At 42.2% G+C, this 17,100-nt stretch carries 17 protein-coding genes and 1 other annotated feature; all 17 genes read right to left on the reverse strand.

What is annotated here, in order from left to right; all coding sequences use genetic code 11:
- Window positions 1-314 precede the first annotated feature (314 nt).
- The 17 genes from rpoD to yqfC all read right to left on the reverse strand — a co-directional run bounded on the left by rpoD (window position 315) and on the right by yqfC (window position 17,050).
- On the reverse strand, window positions 315-1,430 hold the full coding sequence (rpoD, locus tag MY9_RS12695; RefSeq protein WP_003226225.1) for an RNA polymerase sigma factor RpoD: 1,116 nt from the start codon (window positions 1,428-1,430) through the stop codon (window positions 315-317).
- Between the two features lie 199 nt (window positions 1,431-1,629).
- On the reverse strand, window positions 1,630-3,441 hold the full coding sequence (gene dnaG, locus MY9_RS12700) for a DNA primase (RefSeq protein WP_014664639.1): 1,812 nt from the start codon (window positions 3,439-3,441) through the stop codon (window positions 1,630-1,632).
- 33 nt (window positions 3,442-3,474) lie between these two features.
- Window positions 3,475-3,969 carry a YaiI/YqxD family protein gene (locus MY9_RS12705; protein WP_014664640.1) on the reverse strand — a complete coding sequence of 165 codons (495 nt, stop codon included), beginning with the start codon at window positions 3,967-3,969 and terminating at the stop codon, window positions 3,475-3,477.
- 253 nt (window positions 3,970-4,222) lie between these two features.
- Complete coding sequence (locus MY9_RS12710; RefSeq protein WP_014664641.1) at window positions 4,223-5,035, reverse strand: pyruvate, water dikinase regulatory protein; 813 nt, start codon at window positions 5,033-5,035, stop codon at window positions 4,223-4,225.
- Window positions 5,036-5,060: 25 nt separating this feature from the next.
- Entirely contained in the window at window positions 5,061-5,699 is a 639-nt protein-coding gene (gene ccpN, locus MY9_RS12715) for a transcriptional regulator CcpN (protein ID WP_003237058.1), read from the reverse strand.
- A gap of 132 nt (window positions 5,700-5,831) precedes the next feature.
- A complete protein-coding gene (gene glyS, locus MY9_RS12720) occupies window positions 5,832-7,871 on the reverse strand; it encodes a glycine--tRNA ligase subunit beta (RefSeq protein ID WP_014664642.1) in 2,040 nt (679 codons plus the stop codon).
- Window positions 7,864-8,751 carry a glycine--tRNA ligase subunit alpha gene (gene glyQ / locus MY9_RS12725; protein ID WP_040083765.1) on the reverse strand — a complete coding sequence of 296 codons (888 nt, stop codon included), beginning with the start codon at window positions 8,749-8,751 and terminating at the stop codon, window positions 7,864-7,866. Before glyQ ends, glyS begins: the two co-directional genes overlap by 8 nt.
- Before the next feature lie 82 nt (window positions 8,752-8,833).
- Window positions 8,834-9,008, reverse strand: a binding site (T-box leader).
- 39 nt (window positions 9,009-9,047) lie between these two features.
- Window positions 9,048-9,815, reverse strand: a complete 768-nt coding sequence (gene recO / locus MY9_RS12730) for a DNA repair protein RecO (protein WP_014664644.1) — start codon at window positions 9,813-9,815, stop codon at window positions 9,048-9,050.
- Between the two features lie 36 nt (window positions 9,816-9,851).
- Complete coding sequence (locus MY9_RS12735; protein ID WP_003230053.1) at window positions 9,852-9,995, reverse strand: YqzL family protein; 144 nt, start codon at window positions 9,993-9,995, stop codon at window positions 9,852-9,854.
- A gap of 147 nt (window positions 9,996-10,142) precedes the next feature.
- Entirely contained in the window at window positions 10,143-11,048 is a 906-nt protein-coding gene (gene era / locus MY9_RS12740; RefSeq protein ID WP_014664645.1) for a GTPase Era, read from the reverse strand.
- Complete coding sequence (locus MY9_RS12745; protein WP_014664646.1) at window positions 11,029-11,439, reverse strand: cytidine deaminase; 411 nt, start codon at window positions 11,437-11,439, stop codon at window positions 11,029-11,031. Before MY9_RS12745 ends, era begins: the two co-directional genes overlap by 20 nt.
- A gap of 118 nt (window positions 11,440-11,557) precedes the next feature.
- Window positions 11,558-11,929 (reverse strand): diacylglycerol kinase family protein, encoded by a 372-nt coding sequence (locus MY9_RS12750; RefSeq protein WP_014664647.1) that lies wholly within the window; start codon window positions 11,927-11,929, stop codon window positions 11,558-11,560.
- Window positions 11,910-12,383 (reverse strand): rRNA maturation RNase YbeY, encoded by a 474-nt coding sequence (gene ybeY, locus MY9_RS12755; protein ID WP_014664648.1) that lies wholly within the window; start codon window positions 12,381-12,383, stop codon window positions 11,910-11,912. Before ybeY ends, MY9_RS12750 begins: the two co-directional genes overlap by 20 nt.
- On the reverse strand, window positions 12,384-14,519 hold the full coding sequence (gene pgpH, locus MY9_RS12760) for a cyclic-di-AMP phosphodiesterase PgpH (protein WP_014664649.1): 2,136 nt from the start codon (window positions 14,517-14,519) through the stop codon (window positions 12,384-12,386).
- Between the two features lie 78 nt (window positions 14,520-14,597).
- Window positions 14,598-15,557 carry a PhoH family protein gene (locus MY9_RS12770; RefSeq protein ID WP_014477373.1) on the reverse strand — a complete coding sequence of 320 codons (960 nt, stop codon included), beginning with the start codon at window positions 15,555-15,557 and terminating at the stop codon, window positions 14,598-14,600.
- A complete protein-coding gene (yqfD, locus tag MY9_RS12775) occupies window positions 15,554-16,750 on the reverse strand; it encodes a sporulation protein YqfD (RefSeq protein WP_014664650.1) in 1,197 nt (398 codons plus the stop codon). Before yqfD ends, MY9_RS12770 begins: the two co-directional genes overlap by 4 nt.
- 18 nt (window positions 16,751-16,768) lie before the next feature.
- Window positions 16,769-17,050, reverse strand: a complete 282-nt coding sequence (yqfC, locus tag MY9_RS12780) for a sporulation protein YqfC (protein WP_003237082.1) — start codon at window positions 17,048-17,050, stop codon at window positions 16,769-16,771.
- Window positions 17,051-17,100: the final 50 nt, after the last annotated feature.

Below are 17,100 nucleotides of genomic sequence, written 5' to 3' on the forward strand. Positions count from 1 at the left end.
TTTGATCCTTCCCCCTATGTAAACACTTCTAATTCTAACTTATTTTAACAAAAAGTAAATGGATTGCTATACAAAAGTTTTTTATTCACACTTTATACAAAATTGAATAGAGACATGCCTATTTCTCTAATATCCTTTTTATTCTATTGTATAATGTATTGTATACGCTTACAATAGAAAATATGGAATTAGATTTTGAAATTTTTCATCACAATGTTCATTTGCAAATGACATCATTTTTCAGTAAAATAAAGGCATATTATCCATATATCTTTTTTAAAAAAGAAGAACGGATCTGCAAGACCCGTTCCATCTTATTCGAGGAAATCTTTCAAACGTTTACTTCTGCTAGGATGTCTTAGTTTCCGCAACGCTTTGGCTTCGATTTGTCGAATACGCTCTCTCGTCACTCCAAATACTTTGCCGACCTCTTCTAATGTTCTTGTACGGCCATCATCAAGACCGAATCGAAGACGCAATACATTTTCTTCACGATCAGTTAACGTATCAAGTACATCTTCCAGCTGCTCTTTTAACAGCTCGTATGCGGCGTGATCTGAAGGTGAAGTTGCTTCTTGGTCTTCAATAAAATCACCAAGGTGTGAGTCATCCTCTTCACCGATCGGTGTTTCCAGTGATACCGGCTCTTGTGCAATCTTTAAGATTTCGCGTACTTTTTCAGGCGTTAAATCCATATCTTCCGCAATTTCTTCAGGTGTTGGTTCTCTGCCTAAGTCTTGAAGCAATTGACGCTGCACACGGATTAATTTATTAATGGTTTCCACCATATGAACGGGAATCCGGATCGTTCTCGCCTGATCGGCAATAGCGCGTGTAATCGCCTGTCTGATCCACCACGTAGCATACGTACTGAATTTATAACCTTTGCGATAATCAAATTTTTCAACGGCTTTCATCAGACCCATGTTTCCTTCTTGGATCAGGTCAAGGAACAGCATACCGCGTCCGACATACCGTTTTGCGATACTGACAACAAGCCGCAGGTTCGCTTCAGCCAATCTGCGTTTAGATTCTTCGTCACCTTCTTCAATCTTTTGAGCGTAGGCGATTTCTTCTTTTGCAGATAGAAGGTTAACCCGACCGATTTCCTTTAAATACATACGAACTGGGTCATTGATTTTAACGCCAGGCGGTACACTAAGGTCATTAAGGTCAAATTCTTCTTCGGCTTTGGCAAGCTGCTGAATATTAGGATCTTCTGTTTCTTCATTCTCACTAATTAATTCAACACCTTGTTCACCTAAAAATTCATAATACTCATCCATTTGGTCTGATTCAATTTCAAAGCTGGACATACGCTCAGCGATTTCTTCATATGTCAAAACGCCACGTTTTTTACCAGACTCTGTTAATTGCTCTTTTACTTGGTCGAATGTTAATTCTGTCTCGTGGGTTTGTTTATCAGCCATTATGGATCCCTCCTTCCAAAGCTTGCAACGAATTCTATAAGCGGTATGATTCTTATTCGGTCCATTCAGGCGTTTTCTATATGAACTGCCTTTAACAAATGTGCGAATAATGAAATGACAATTCATGATGAGGTTAAGCGATCTATTTGCTCCTCCGCAAGGAATCATTGCCAATAAATGCTTCTCATCAGTTTTCCAGTTATTTTAAAGATCGGTTCAATGTAACGATTTCTTGAGCCAGAGAAGCAGCTCTTAAAAAATCTTTTTGCCTTTCGGCTTCGGCTCTTTCCGCCTCTTTTTCTTTTATCATTGACCAATTTCTTTGATTCAACACTTTTTTTACATAATCTGATAACTCAGCTTCGCTAAGCTCTTGATTAACCTGAAGCATTAATATATCAGACAAGAGCTGGCTTATATGATCATCTGTCACCCTGGCCATCAGATGCTGGGGCGTCAGCTCGGCTCCCTCTTCATAAAAAGCATAAAGATAAGCGGCTAATGCTCGGTGCTCATCAATATTAAATTGAAACCCTACCCGGTCAATCACTTTTTTTATGACGCTCCGATCTCGAAGCATGTGAGCGAGTAACAGCCTTTCTGCATTTTCATACGCCGGGCGCAAACGTTTTTGCCTTGCTTTTGTCGTCAAATGCGCTCGCCGTGTTTTTGTTTCACCGCCATTGTCAGCAGGTTTGTTTTGCTTGCTGAAAACAGACAGCTGCTCAGTTAAAGACTCCTGTGAAAGCGAAAACTCTGAAGCAAGCTGTTTTACATAGACTTCCTGCTCTAGAGACCCTGAAAGCGTGCTGATTTCTTTCAGTACGTCTTTAATGTAAGCCAGGCGATCGCCTTCATCGGACAGGTTCTTTCCTTTTCGGAAATATTGCATTTTAAATGCCATTACGGTGACACTGGCGTCAATAATGTCGTTTTTAAATTTTTCCCCGCCGAATTTTTTGATGTAATCATCAGGGTCCAATCCGTCAGGAATCATTGCAACTCTGACTTTGCACCCTTTTTTTTGCAGAAGCTCCGAAGCTTTTAAGGTGGCTTCATAACCGGCTTTATCAGAGTCATAGCAAAGAATGATTTCTTCGACGTTTCTTCTCAGGATCTTGACATGATCATCTGTAAGAGACGTTCCCATCGTGGCTATGCTTTCTTTTACACCCGAGCTTACAGCCGATATGACATCGGCAAACCCTTCAAATAAGACTGCTCTTTCCTGCTTTCTGATATGAAGACGGGCCTTATAGAAATTGTAAAGCAGTTTACTTTTATGAAAAAGCGGAGTCTCAGGACTGTTCATATACTTAGGCTGCTGGCTGCCAAGAGCCCTGCCTGAGAAAGCAACAACAGCCCCGTGATGATCATGGATCGGAAACATGACACGGTTTCTGAAGCGGTCGAAATATCCGCTTCCGTCTTCGCGTCTGATCAGAAGACCCGCTTTTTCCATTTGCGCCTCACTAAATCCCCTCTTCACAAGGAATTTCGTGATAAAGTCCCAAGAATCAAGAGCATAGCCAATCTGAAATTCATCAATCAGCTCTTTCGTAAAGCCCCTGGAAAGCAGATAATCCAGTGCATCTTGACCTTCTTTTGTATTTATTAACAAATGATGGTAAAATTTCTTCAGGAGCTCATGTGCCTCAGCCATTTTTTGATCCCCAGAAGACTCTGGCCGAGCTTCGGAATGGACTGCTATATCATCTGGAAAATCAATTTGGTATTTGTCAGCAAGGTGAGAAACCGACTCGGCAAATGAATAGCCTTCCATCTGCCTTAAAAAAGAGAAAACATTGCCGCCCGCTCCGCAGCCAAAGCAATGAAAAATCTGTTTGTCGGGCGATACGGAAAACGAAGGTGTGCTTTCTCCATGAAAAGGACAGAGTCCAAAGTAGTTTCGGCCTTGCTTTTTTAATTGAACATAATCACCTATGACTTCAACGATATCTGCCGACTTTTGCACCTGATCCACAATTTCATCTGGTATCCGATTTCCCATCTTATAACACTCCGTCGTACATTATTCGATGCTTTAGTGCAAAATCCCTTCATCGTTCGACAGGATTTTTTGCAGCAGTGTAATAAATCGTTCTCGATCTTCTTTATTCAATTTTTTAGGCCCTTTGGCGTATACGCCTTTTCTCCTTTGTTTGCCGGAAAAATGACGGCTCTCAAGAGCAAAATCAATCGTGTCTTCTTTGTAAAGACGACCTCTTTCCGACATAACAGAGACATTTCTGTTCAACAGCAGAGATGCTAATCCGATGTCCTGCGTCACAACAATATCTCCCGGTTTTACGTGATTTGCGATATATATATCAGCAGCTTCTTTATGAGGATCAACGTACTTCCATTTTTCTTCATTGCTTCTGGAAAGCTGATAATGTTCAAATGAAGCGACAAAAAGAACTTGAACTTCATACTCGGATGCTGTTTGTAAAATTTCATCTTTTACCGGACAAGCATCAGCATCGACAAAAATCGTCTTTTCTTGTTCATTAAGAAGAGTAATTCTCCATCCCTCCATTAAACTCCTGCATAAAAGCAAGCAAAATCGCACATCCTTTATTATTGCGGATGTATATGAATTTGTCGAAAAATTTCCGGGAGAAATTCTTGACATCTTACCCATAATAGTTTATTCGTATCACACGATCCTTAAACCTAAAATTAATCATTTTATCACAATTTTTTATTATAATACAAACTTCGCAAAGAAGCTATTGTTTTTCATTATTCCCTTTTGGCATAGCCAAAAACCCAGGATAGAGCGTCCTGAGTTATAAGTTTTTTGTTTTGAGATGATGGATAATATTCGCTGTTTCCTCAACCGCTTTATTTGAAACATCAACAACCTGGCAGCCGATTCGATCCACAATCTTTTCGAAATACTCCAGTTCCTCTTTGATTCGGTTGATATTTGCATAAATCGCTTTATCATTAAGCCCGAGTGATTTTAAGCGTTCTTTTCTGATATGATTCAGTTTATCAGGGCTAATCTTTAAGCCGATGCATTTTTTCGGATCAACGTTAAAAAGTTCTTCCGGTGGATCAACCTCAGGTACAATCGGAACATTGGCAACCTTCAGGCGCTTGTGAGCGAGATATTGAGACAGCGGTGTTTTAGACGTTCTTGAGACGCCGATTAAAACGATATCAGCTTTTAAAATCCCTCTTGGATCACGTCCATCATCGTATTTAACTGCAAACTCGATGGCCTCCACTTTTTTGAAATAATCTTCATCAAGCTGGCGGACCCGCCCCGGTTCGTATTTCGCTGTTAAACCGTAGGCCGTTTCCATTTTATCAATTAACGGGCCGATAATATCATAATATAAAACATTTGCTTTTTCCGCTTCGGCTATCAAATATTCTCTGATTTCCGGCACCACGAGTGTAAAACAGATAATGCCGCCGTCTGCCTTTGCAAGTGAAATCACTTCATTGATAGTGCCTATATCTTCAACATAAGGAATTCTTCTTACATGTGTATCATCCGCCGATCCGTTAAATTGGCTGAGTGCTGCTTTTACTACCAATTCGGCCGTTTCACCGACGGAATCCGATACAACATAGATGATGCGGTTATTCATATTATCCCCCCGTTAGTTTGCAATCTTATAGGATTTCATTTTCCGATAAACTGACAAGTATTTTTGTCATATTTGTTTTTGTCACTCTGCCGATTACTTCAAAGCCTTTATCGGTATCTTTGATGACAGGCAGCGCATCAATTTGTTTTTCTATTAAGTGCTTTGCAATGTCCATTACATAATCCTCACGTCTGCACACCGTAATGTTCGGCATCCTTGTCATGATGATGTGAACAGGGACCGATGTAAGCTCCTGCTGGCCAATGCTCGCTCTGAGCAAGTCCTTTCGTGAAAGCACCCCGACTAAAACAGCATCGCGGTCCACCACAAACAGAGTACCTACATCTTCTAAAAACATGGTGCAAATCGCATCGTACACAGAAACGTTTTCGTGAATCACTACGGGGATAGATTGAAAGTCTTTCACCTGAAGCTTTTTGAGTTTATCCGCTAAAAGCTGTGTGCCGGTTTTTCCCGTATAGAAATAACCGACTCTCGGGCGCGCCTCGAGGAATCCTGACATGGTGAGTATGGCTAAATCCGGGCGCAATGTCGCCCTGGTAAGGTTCAGCTTTTCTGCAATATGCTCCCCTGTAATCGGCCCGTTTTCTTTTACAATCTGCAAAATATGTTCTTGCCGTTTATTTAGTTCGATCGTACTCACCACCTTTTCACTTCATAGCTATGTAAAGAAATAATAATCCATATTATAGCGTAAATATCTTGTAATCAAACAAAAAACTTATAAATGGGGAAAAGACGATTACCGATCACACAGCAACCGCCTTTTCTCTCTTTATTTTACAATAAGGGCATTCATATTCGCAAAGGACTTGATCTCATCCGCCAAGCTTACCATTTGCGCTAAACGATTTGCCTTTAATGCCTCATTATCCGCTATAACCATTGTATGGTCGAAGTAAGCATCAATCGGTTCTTTTAAGGCTGCAAGTGAAGCAAGCGCCGCCTCATAATCTTTTTTGCTGAAGTTTTCCTGCAGATTTTGCTTCGCTGTTTGGTAGGCATCAAACAGCTTTGCTTCGTATTCATTTTCAAACAGATCAGGCTGAATGTCTCCGCGGACTCCTTTTTTGCTGATAGAGATCACTCGGCCTAACGCTTCAGCTGTTTCCTTAAAGCCAGGTGCACCAAGCTTTTGTTCCAGCACTTGCGCTTTATGCAGCGCTGAGTATGGCTCAAGCTCAGAGCTTTCCAGCACGGCGTCGATGACATCATGTCTGATTTGTTCAGCATTCAAGACATATTTCAGGCGCTGAGTAAAGAAATCCAGCAGTTCATTTTCTTTATCAGTTTGAACGAAAGTAAGCAGCTCTTCAAATGAAATTCCCCAGTTGCGGTCAAGAAGAATCGCAACAATACCGCTTGCCTGGCGGCGCAGTCCGTAAGGGTCCTGAGAACCGGTCGGAATAACGCCGATTGAGAAGAATGAAGCGATTGTGTCAAGCTTATCCGCCATTGCTACAACAGCTCCTGTAAAAGTAGAAGGCGTTTCTCCGCCAGCTGATCTAGGCATATAATGTTCATTGACTGCCGCAGCCACAGCTTCATCTTCACCAAGCATTCTCGCATACTTTTCGCCCATAATTCCTTGAAGTTCAGGGAATTCATATATCATATGCGTGACAAGGTCGAATTTAGAAATTTCAGCAGCTCGCTTCACATGTTTTAACGTATCTCCATCAGCCTGGAGACGAACGGCAAGCTTCTCTGCGATTGATGTGACTCTTCTAACCTTATCAGCTAGAGAACCAAGCTCTTCATGGAACACAATGTTTTCAAGCTTCTTCACGTTTGCATCAATGTTCAGTTTCTGATCTTCCTTGTAGAAGAATGAAGCATCAGACAAACGCGCGCGCAGCACTTTTTCATTGCCTCGGGCCACATTTTCGATCGCGTGGCTGTTGCCGTTTCGGACTGTGATAAAGTGAGGCAGCAAGTCACCGTTTTTGTCTTTGACAGGGAAGTAGCGCTGATGCTCTTTCATTGTCGTGACAAGCACTTCCTCAGGAATTGACAGAAACTCAGATTCAAATGAACCGTAAAGAGCTGTCGGGTATTCTACTAAATGATTCACTTCATCAAGAAGGTCTTCGTCAACCGGAATGCTCCAATTGTGTTCTGCAGCCATTGCCTCCAGCTGAGATTGAATCATTTGCTTTCGGACGCTAGGATCAGCAATAACATGCTGTTCTTTCAGCTGCTCTTCATAAGCTGAAGGTGATTCAATTGATACTTCATGTCCGAGAAAACGGTGTCCCTGTGTTGTTCGTCCAGATTCAACGTTTGTGATCGAAAATGGAATGACATCCTGTCCAAATAAAGCGACAATCCATTTGATTGGTCGGATATAACGCAAATCTTCATTTCCCCAGCGCATGTTTTTCGGGAAATGCAAGCTTGTAATTAAACCGCTTAGTTCTGGCAGCAGCGATTTCGTTTCTTGGCCGGCTTGGAATTTTTGCACGAATACATACTCTGTGCCTTTTACTTCTTTGATGTACAGGTCTTCCACATTCGCGCCTTGGCCTTTTGAAAAGCCGATTGCCGCTTTTGTCCAGTTTCCGTCTGCATCTAGGGCAATTTTTTTCGCAGGTCCTTTTGCTTCCTCTTTTATATCATCCTGCTTTTCTGCAACATCCTTAACGAACACAGCAAGACGTCTCGGTGTATTGAAGAGCTTCACATCACCGTGAGTAATATTTTTTTCTTTAAGCCAGCCTGTCAGCTTCTCGCCAAGCTGAACCATGCTTTCATTCAAAAAGCGCGCCGGCATTTCCTCTAATCCGATCTCTAAAAGTAAATCCTGTTTACTCATGAGAAGAACCCTCCCCTTTAAGCATTGGGAACCCTAGTTTTTCTCGTTCCTCATAATAGGTTTTTGCTACTTTTCTAGCTAAATTCCGCACTCTTGCGATATAGCCCGTCCGCTCGGTAACAGAGATCGCACCTTTGGCGTCAAGAAGATTGAAGGTGTGCGAGCATTTCAGCACATAGTCATATGCAGGATGAACAAGTCCGTTATCCATTTGCTTGATCGCTTCTTTTTCATATGTGCTGAACAGTTGGAACAGCATATCGACGTCTGACGTTTCAAATGTATAGACGGAATGCTCATATTCAGCCATCATGAATAAATCTTTTACTGTAAACCCTGTCGTCCATTCCAAGTCGAAAACATTTTCTTTATCCTGGATATAAGACGCGAGACGCTCGATTCCGTACGTAATTTCTACTGAAACCGGTTTACATTCAAGTCCTCCGACCTGCTGGAAATACGTAAATTGTGTAATTTCCATTCCGTCAAGCCATACTTCCCAGCCAAGACCCGCACAGCCTAAAGACGGATTCTCCCAGTTGTCTTCAACAAAACGAATATCGTGCTCAAGCGGATCAATTCCGAGAGCCCGCAAGGAATCTAAATACAGCTCTTGAATGTTATCAGGAGACGGTTTGATAATGACCTGGAACTGATGATGCTGATACAATCTGTTTGGGTTCTCCCCGTATCGGCCGTCTGCAGGGCGTCTTGAAGGCTCTACATAAGCCACTTTCCACGGCTCAGGGCCGATGCTGCGCAAAAATGTATACGGGCTCATCGTGCCGGCTCCTTTTTCTACATCGTAAGCCTGCATAAGCACACAGCCCTGACTGGACCAATGCTTTTGCAAGGTAAGAATCATGTCTTGAATATTCATTTCAAGCACCTCCACTTTTCTTTCATAAAATGACTGCGGCAGCAACCAAAAAACTCCCGTCTCTATGCTTGCCTGCCGCAAACATAGGGACGAGAGTTCTCCCGCGGTTCCACCCTAGTTGCTGAGAATAAAATCCCAGCCTCTTTTTTAAAATTGCTCAAGAATGCCTTTCGTTGCGTGCTCATCCTTAGCTTACACCGCCCTAAGGTCGCTTTCATGAGGTAAACGCAAGTACTTCTTTCTCTCACTGCAACATATTTTATAATAAATGATCATATAAAAAGATGGACCAAATGTCAACTTTTGTTTTCACCCATAAGATGTTTCATGCTTTCCATTTGATCTAAAAAGCGCTTTGATTTTAAATATAACCCTGAATATTCTTCGTAATACAAATCAATCACTTGCTTTAATTCAGCTTTTGTTTCCTCTTTTAAGGACACATTGCCCAGCCTCGACAGATCGAAGTAATAAAAGAGTCTCAACAGCCTTGCTGTTTGCGGTTTAATCGGAATCCTGTAAGGATCTTTTTCAAAACAGCGATGGCATATAAAACCATTATCACGGACAGAAAAGTGAAAAGTTCCGTCTTGGCTTTTACAATGTACACAATGATTCAGCTCAGGATACAGCCCCATGACACCGAGCATCTTCATTTGAACAATGAAGGTGATAACATCCGGATCTGTTCCTTCATTCAGCTGTTTTAGTGATTCTAATATAAATTCAAATAAATAAGGATTTGGCTTTCTTTCCTCTGTGCCTCTGTCGACTAATTCAGCAATATATGCGGCATAGGCTGTTAAAAACAAGTCTTCCCTGATGCCTCTCATGCTGAGGATCATTTCCCCCTGCTGAAGCGTTCCGAGGCCTGATGTTTTTTGCATTAAAAATGAACCATACAAAAAGGGCTGGCTGACTGCTGATAAACGGCTGTTCGGTTTTTTGGCGCCTCGTGCCATAACACCTATTTTTCCGTGTTCTCTTGTCAGTAATGTTACGATTTTATTCGTCTCTCCGTAATCATTTGTGCGAAGAACGATCCCTTCACATTTTGTCAGCATTTCCGCACCTTCCTAAAGCAGGAGCGGCCAAGAGGTTTATAAAATTGGATAATCAAATCGGGCTAGCTCATCTTCTAGTTCTTCGGGTCTTTCCATGTTCTCTTTTTCCAGTTCTTTAAAAAGAAGATACGTATCAACATTTCCTGTTTGAGAAAATACGTTCCAGGTAAAATTCAACACAAGAAACCCACCTTTCTGTAGTTAAACTAGCTTACCTAAATTCCAAATTCTTACCTTTATCTTGACCAGATGTCCTCCATTTCATGTTAAACAAAATTTGCTAATGTATCCCTGTTCCTGTGAGATAATGTCCCACACGGCAAGAGATTAATATTCGTCCTCTTTAAAGCCAAAATCGCGAAGCTGGGACATTTTATTGCGCCAATCTTTCTGCACTTTCACCCACAATTCAAGGTAGACACGGGAGCCTAACAGTGCTTCAATATCCGCCCTCGCTCTTTTTCCGACCTCTTTCAGAAGGCTTCCTTTTTTACCAATTACGATGCCTTTCTGGGAATCCCGCTCGACCACAATCGTTGCCGCTACATGCACAGAACCGTTGTCCTGCCCTTTGATGGATTCGATGGCCACCGCAATGCTGTGCGGGATTTCTTCTCTCGTCAAATGCAGCACCTTTTCCCTGATTAATTCAGAAATGATAAATCGCTCTGGGTGGTCGGTGACCTGATCACTCGGATAGAATTGCGGCCCTTCCGGCAAATACGCTTCAATCTGAGCGAGCAATGTTTCGATGTTATTTCCTTCTAGAGCAGAAATCGGAACAATTTCCTTAAAAGGATAACGTCCGCGGTATTCGTCAATTAACAAAAGCAATTGGTCGGGATGAATTTTATCAATTTTGTTTACGATTAAAAATACAGGCGTAGACATCTGCTGCAATTTCTCAATGATGAATTCGTCGCCTTTCCCGTAGCCTTCCTCGGCATTGATCATAAACAAGATCAAATCAACTTCTTTTAATGTATTTTGCGCCACTTTCATCATAAAGTCCCCGAGCTTATGCTTAGGTTTATGAATCCCTGGTGTGTCAATAAAAATGGTTTGTGATGTGCCTGTCGTTAATACCCCTTGCACCTTGTTTCTCGTCGTTTGGGGCTTATCGCTCATGATCGCGATTTTTTGCCCTATGACTCTGTTCAAAAATGTAGACTTTCCTACGTTTGGTCTTCCAATAATGGATACAAATCCTGATTTAAAGCTTTCGTTCGTCATGTAAATCCTCCGATGAAAATGCGCCTGGCAGTAATTCTTCCACAGTCATTTCTTTTATTTGTCCTTGTAAATTAGTCAGTACGACAACAACGTCCTTTGTGCAAAGCTCAGAAATCACCTGGCGGCAGGCTCCGCACGGAGATACCGGTCCAGGGGTGTCAGCCGCAACGGCCAGCATCTGAAACTCTGTATCCCCTTCAGAAACAGCTTTAAATAAAGCGGTACGCTCAGCGCAATTGCACATGCTGTATGCAGCGTTCTCAATGTTGCAGCCTCTGTACACTTTTCCATCCTTGGTAAGAAGAGCGGCTCCTACTTGGAACTTGGAATACGGCGCATATGCCATATCACGCGCTTTTAAAGCTTCTGTTATTAATTCTTGTCTGTTCATGTGTACATTCCTCTCTTACCTATAATGGTACCGCTATCACTTTATATTTTACATAATCGCGCGCTTTTTTTCACGCCCATTTCTAAAAATGTAAAATAAATGTAAGAATTTTCAGCCATTACAGCTTTGGCAAAAAAATAAGTAAACCAATGATACACGAAATGACGGCAAAAACGCAAACAGCCCCGGCGGCAGCGTCCTTGGCCGCTTTAGCAAGAGGGTGATGTTTGTCAGTTATTAAATCAACCGTATGTTCAACGGCTGTATTTAAAAGCTCAAGCGAAAACATTCCGCCGATCAAAAGGAATATAATCACCCACTCTATCGTGCTGAGCTCTAAAAGGAAGCCGCAAATGAGAACAACGCAGGCGGCTGCGGCATGAAATTGGAAATTCCGCTCCGTCCGCGCTGTTTTCCAGATTCCCCGGCCTGCATGCACGAAGCTTTTGAAGAATCGCTTCAGCTCATTTCTATGATCTCTTGAGTCCATAAGCGTCCAGCAAATCCTTTTGCTTAGTAAACATCTCCTCTTCTTCCTCTTTCGTCATATGGTCATATCCTAAAAGGTGCAGAAATCCGTGTACGGCAAGAAATCCGAGCTCTCTTTTAAAAGAATGATTATACTCCTCTGCCTGCTCTCTTGTGCGATCGGCACTGATGATAATGTCACCTAAAACCGGAGGCATCTCGGCGCCCACGATTTCGACCTCGCCTTCTCCCTCTTCTTCAAGAGCAAATGAGATGACATCTGTCGGTGTATCCTTTCCCCGGTATTCTTTGTTAATCTGCTGTATGTCATCATTGGTAACGATCGTGACAGAAACCTCAGCCTGATCCTGAACGCCTTCACGCTCAGCAGCAAATTGAAGCAGATTTTCTACTTCTTTGAGCATCTCTTCTGAGACGCTTCCTGTTTCATCAACGATATCAATCAGTAAACTCATCTATTTCACCTTCTTAGTAGCCTCCGGATATTCAATCCGGGAGTGGAAAATTCCTTTTAATGTTGCACAGAGTGTTTTTGCGATTGTATCCAGCTCTTTAAATGTCAAATCGCATTCACTGAACTGTCCGTCCTGAAGCTTATCGGATATAATACCCCGGACAAGCTTTTCAATTCGTTCAGGATTTGGGTTATGCATGGATCTGACGGCCGCTTCAACACTGTCGGCCACTGATATAATTGCGGCTTCCTTTGACTGCGGCTTCGGCCCCGGATAACGGAACTCTTCCTCTGTAATCTGGTCGCCTTTTTCCTTCGCTTTATAGTAAAAAAACTTTAAAAGCGAGGTTCCATGATGCTGCTCAGCAATATCGACAAGCTCTTTCGGAAATTTATAGCTTCTCAGCATGTTCGCACCGTCAGTCGTATGCGAGATGATAATATTTTTACTCAGCTGAGGAGACAGTTTATCATGCGGATTGTCAATATTCATTTGGTTTTCAATAAAATATTGCGGGCGCTTTGTTTTTCCGAGATCGTGATAATATGCGCCGACTCTTGCAAGCAAACCATTAGCCCCAACCGCTTCACAGGCTGCCTCTGATAAATTGGCGACCATTACACTGTGATGATATGTACCTGGTGTTTCTGTCAGTATTTTGCGCAATAGCGGATGGTTAGGATTAGACAGCTCGAGCAGCCTCATGGTGGATAAAATGCCAAAGCCCGTCTCAAAAAACGGCATCAGGCCGATGATTAATACCGATGAAGCAAACCCCGACACAACCCCCATGAGCATTAACGTGCCGATTTCAAGACCCGAAAGCGCGGTGTTCTGGATCAATAATAAGGATAGAACGACAACCATATTAATAAACGCCACGAAAAGTCCGGTCTGCAAAATTTTTGACCTTGCATTATGTTTTCCTAAAAATAAAACGCCTGAAATACCGCTAATCAAATAATAAATTCCTATGACATAATTGAACGTTCCTGTCACACCCTGATTAAACATCATACTCCCGCAAATCGCAAGAATGATACTTCCCAAAATGGCAATGCGTTCATTCATCAGCAGTTTGATTAAGATGGCCCCGGCCGCAATGGGAACGAGATAGCCGATATTATTATATTCCATCTTCTGAAACAAACTGACAACCTCCATGATCACAAGCAAAAGTGTTGTGATAATAGAGAAAAGCAGAATGGATTGGTTTTTAAACTTTAGGTTTTGTTTCTGTTTTTCAAAATAATATACAAGTGTTGCAATGAACAGTCCGATCATAATCAATAGCCCGCTGATCGGCTTAAAGAGATTTGAGTTATTTAATAACCCGGTCAGCTCAAGTTTTCTGTACACTTCCCGATCAATAAGGTCATTTTCTTCCACGAGCACTTGCCCCTGTTTGATTTGAACTTGCTGGACATTATCTGACGCTTCCTGCCGCTTTGCCTCTGTTGCTTTCGGATCGAAGACGTAATTCGGAATAATAGCAAAACGCCCGATTTCTGTCGCAGCTCCCAAGTATTTAGATGGAATAGAATTGCTCTTTAGCTCTTTTTCTACTTTATCCTTTGCATCAGATAGCTTATCCGAAGGGATTTCACTGCTCATGACCGTATTTACCGCGGTAATGACCGTATCTCTGACAAAAGAAAAGTCTTCACTGTCTGCTTTCAGCAATGTCTTGATGGAGTCCTCGGATATGGAATCATTCACATCTGACGTCAATTTATCCTTTACGGATTTGACCATTGATTTTTCCGATGGGGATTTGCTGCCTTCTTCCGATGATTTTTTCACTTCACTGATACTGTCGAATATTGATGACACAAGGTCTATCCGATTATCTGTGTATTCTTTTTTTAATGTATATTGATCCTCAACCGCGTCCTCAGCGGCTTGCTTTTTTTCCTCCGTGGCTTTTTGATCTTCCACGGTTGCCGGAGCATAAATGGTCTTGTCGCTGACTGAAAACAGGTCTAAATCAAGTGTTTCCGGCTTAACATGTACAAAGAGCAAAGCAAACATAATGGCAGCCAGCAGAAGATACAGCAGTACATGCATGGAGCGGGCATTTTTAAAATTGCTCCATTTTTTTGAGCTGCTTTTGGTCTTAGCCTTCTTTTTCAACACAAGAACCTCCTCTTGAAACATCAAGCCCACAAGCAATCATAAAAATGACCCGATAACGCGCGATCGGGTCATTCAGCATTAATTTTGCTTATCGTATGCTTCAATAATTTTCGCAACAAGCGGATGTCTGACCACGTCTGTCTGGTCTAGCTCAATCATAGAAATGCCGTCTATTCCTTTCAGCATCTCCTTCGCTACTGCAAGTCCCGATTTGACGCCTTTCGGCAGGTCAATTTGGCTAACGTCACCTGTAATGATCATTTTAGAGCCAAAACCCAGTCTCGTCAAAAACATTTTCATTTGAGCAGGCGTGGTATTCTGTGCTTCATCAAGTATAACATAAGCATCATCGAGCGTCCGTCCCCTCATATATGCAAGCGGAGCAATTTCAATGATGCCTCTTTCCATCAGACGTTCTGTATGATCTGCCCCAAGCACATCATGGAGAGCGTCATACAGCGGGCGCAAATAAGGATCTACTTTTTCTTTTAGGTCACCTGGGAGAAAACCGAGGCTTTCACCGGCTTCCACGGCAGGCCTTGTTAAAATGATTTTTTTAATATGTCCGTTTTTTAAAGCATGGACTGCTTTTACGACAGCCAGGTACGTTTTCCCGGTTCCCGCCGGGCCAATGCCGAATACAAGGTCATTCCGCTTCATAGCGGCCACGTATTCCCGCTGTCCCATTGTTTTTACACGGATTGATTTTCCTTTTGCGTTTTTTGTAATTTCTTCTTCATACATGCTTTCAAAGTATTCAAGTTCATTCTTCTTTGCCATTTTGATGGCGTAAATCACATCACGTTCAGAGATCTCTATCCCCTTGCGAATTAAAGCGAGGAGTGATCCCAGCAGCCTGTCTGCAATCTGAAACGATTCATCATCGCCTGAAACATAAATCGTCTCGCCGCGCGTAATGATATTTACATTCAGATCTTTCTCCATCAATTTCAAAAAAGAATCTTGGTTCCCGAAGAGTGAAAGCGCCTCGTCCGGGTTTTTCAGTTTTTGATTCATCGCAAGTAAATGTTCTGTCATTCTTCAGTCTCCCTGACAATAGGTGTGGTTTGAACGATATCTTCTATAACTTGGTAGAGAATAATCAACTTTACTTTACCATTCTCAACAGTCTGGTGCAAAACTTTTTCACTTTTCACCTCGCCGTTTTCGCCTATTTTATCCTCTACATCCTGTTTACCCAATTTAATGCCTTCTTGAACTGCTTCTTCTTTCGTATATTTTCGCAAAGCCTCTTCACTTTCTCTTGTTTGCTCTTTGACATAGGATACAGGGAGCTTAAATCCGAGAAAATGAAGCGAGTGCTTTTCTTGTTCTGTTTTTGGATGCTTCAATTCCTCTTTTTTAAACGTCATCCCCCAGATCGGGATTGCCCACGAGCCAAAAGAAAGCTTGTGCTTTGTCCTTACTTTGCCCGTATAGACGTTAAATAATGTTTCAAGCGGGACTGTCACTTCTGATCTATACCAGGTTTCTCCGTAAATTTCTGCTTTTGAGGCGACTTCCTGCTCATGGTCTTCGCTGCCGATCAGTCCCGAAACAAGCAGCTGCCCCTTTTCAACATGATCGTGTATGGCGGCCATTGGCTGCCCTTTTTGCACAAACATTCTCGTAATCGTTGCTTTCTTTTTGGCGACAATATTGCGCGGGCTAACATACTTTTCTTTTTCGGGCTCATTTTTCTCCACGACTTTCATGTGAATGGTCGTCCCCTTCAGATCAACGCCGACCCAGGTGATATTGTCTATTCCATTGGTTAATGATTTCTGTATTTTTTCGGGCGACATCATTAAAAACTGCAGCCGGCCCTTTTTGACGCCGATTTCATTAAGATGCTGCCTCATTTGATGCTCTGTTTCAGGCTTAGCGCCTGTCACATCAATTTTCCACACCATATTGGAAAGCAAAAACAAAAGGATGAAAAAGATCGCGAAACCGATTGTAAACCCTATATTCAATTTTGATTTCAGCAACAGGAAGGGAAATCCCTTCCGATTGATAAATCGGGCTTTACATTTAAATTTACTTCTCACCCGCCGAAAGGCATGTACATCCTGAAGCTGTATATATAACGATACGGCTTCTTTCTTTTTTTTGACATGAAAGACTGGAATCCCCTGTCTTGTGCATTCATTAAGGAGCCGCTCAATCCCTCTTCCCGTCAATTCAAGCTGGACCTTACCCGAAAAAAAAGACAACCATTTATTTTTCACAACATTTCCCCCTCGGCTTTATGACTCAACATATCGAACGACATCAATCGTACCCTCCAAAAGTATTTCTTCCGGAAGAATCGCCTTGATGACAAAATTTTTACCAGATATGATGCACTGGCCCTGCTTCAGCATCAGCCTCACTTCATTCTCGCTGAAAAGCAAAAGGCCTCTGTGGTTTTCTATGTAGATATGAAGTCTGCCAACCATTGTAATCCTCGGCAGATCCATCATAACGTCCGGGGGAATTTCCAATGCTCTTGTCAGCCAAGCTTTCACACGATTCTTTCTTTGCCCCATACAAAAAGAACCCCCTTTCATCTCATATGTATGATTTGAAAGGAGGTTCT

Origin of the sequence: Bacillus sp. JS (genome assembly GCF_000259365.1) — a bacterium.
In the GTDB taxonomy this organism is placed as follows: Bacteria; Bacillota; Bacilli; order Bacillales; family Bacillaceae; genus Bacillus; species Bacillus stercoris.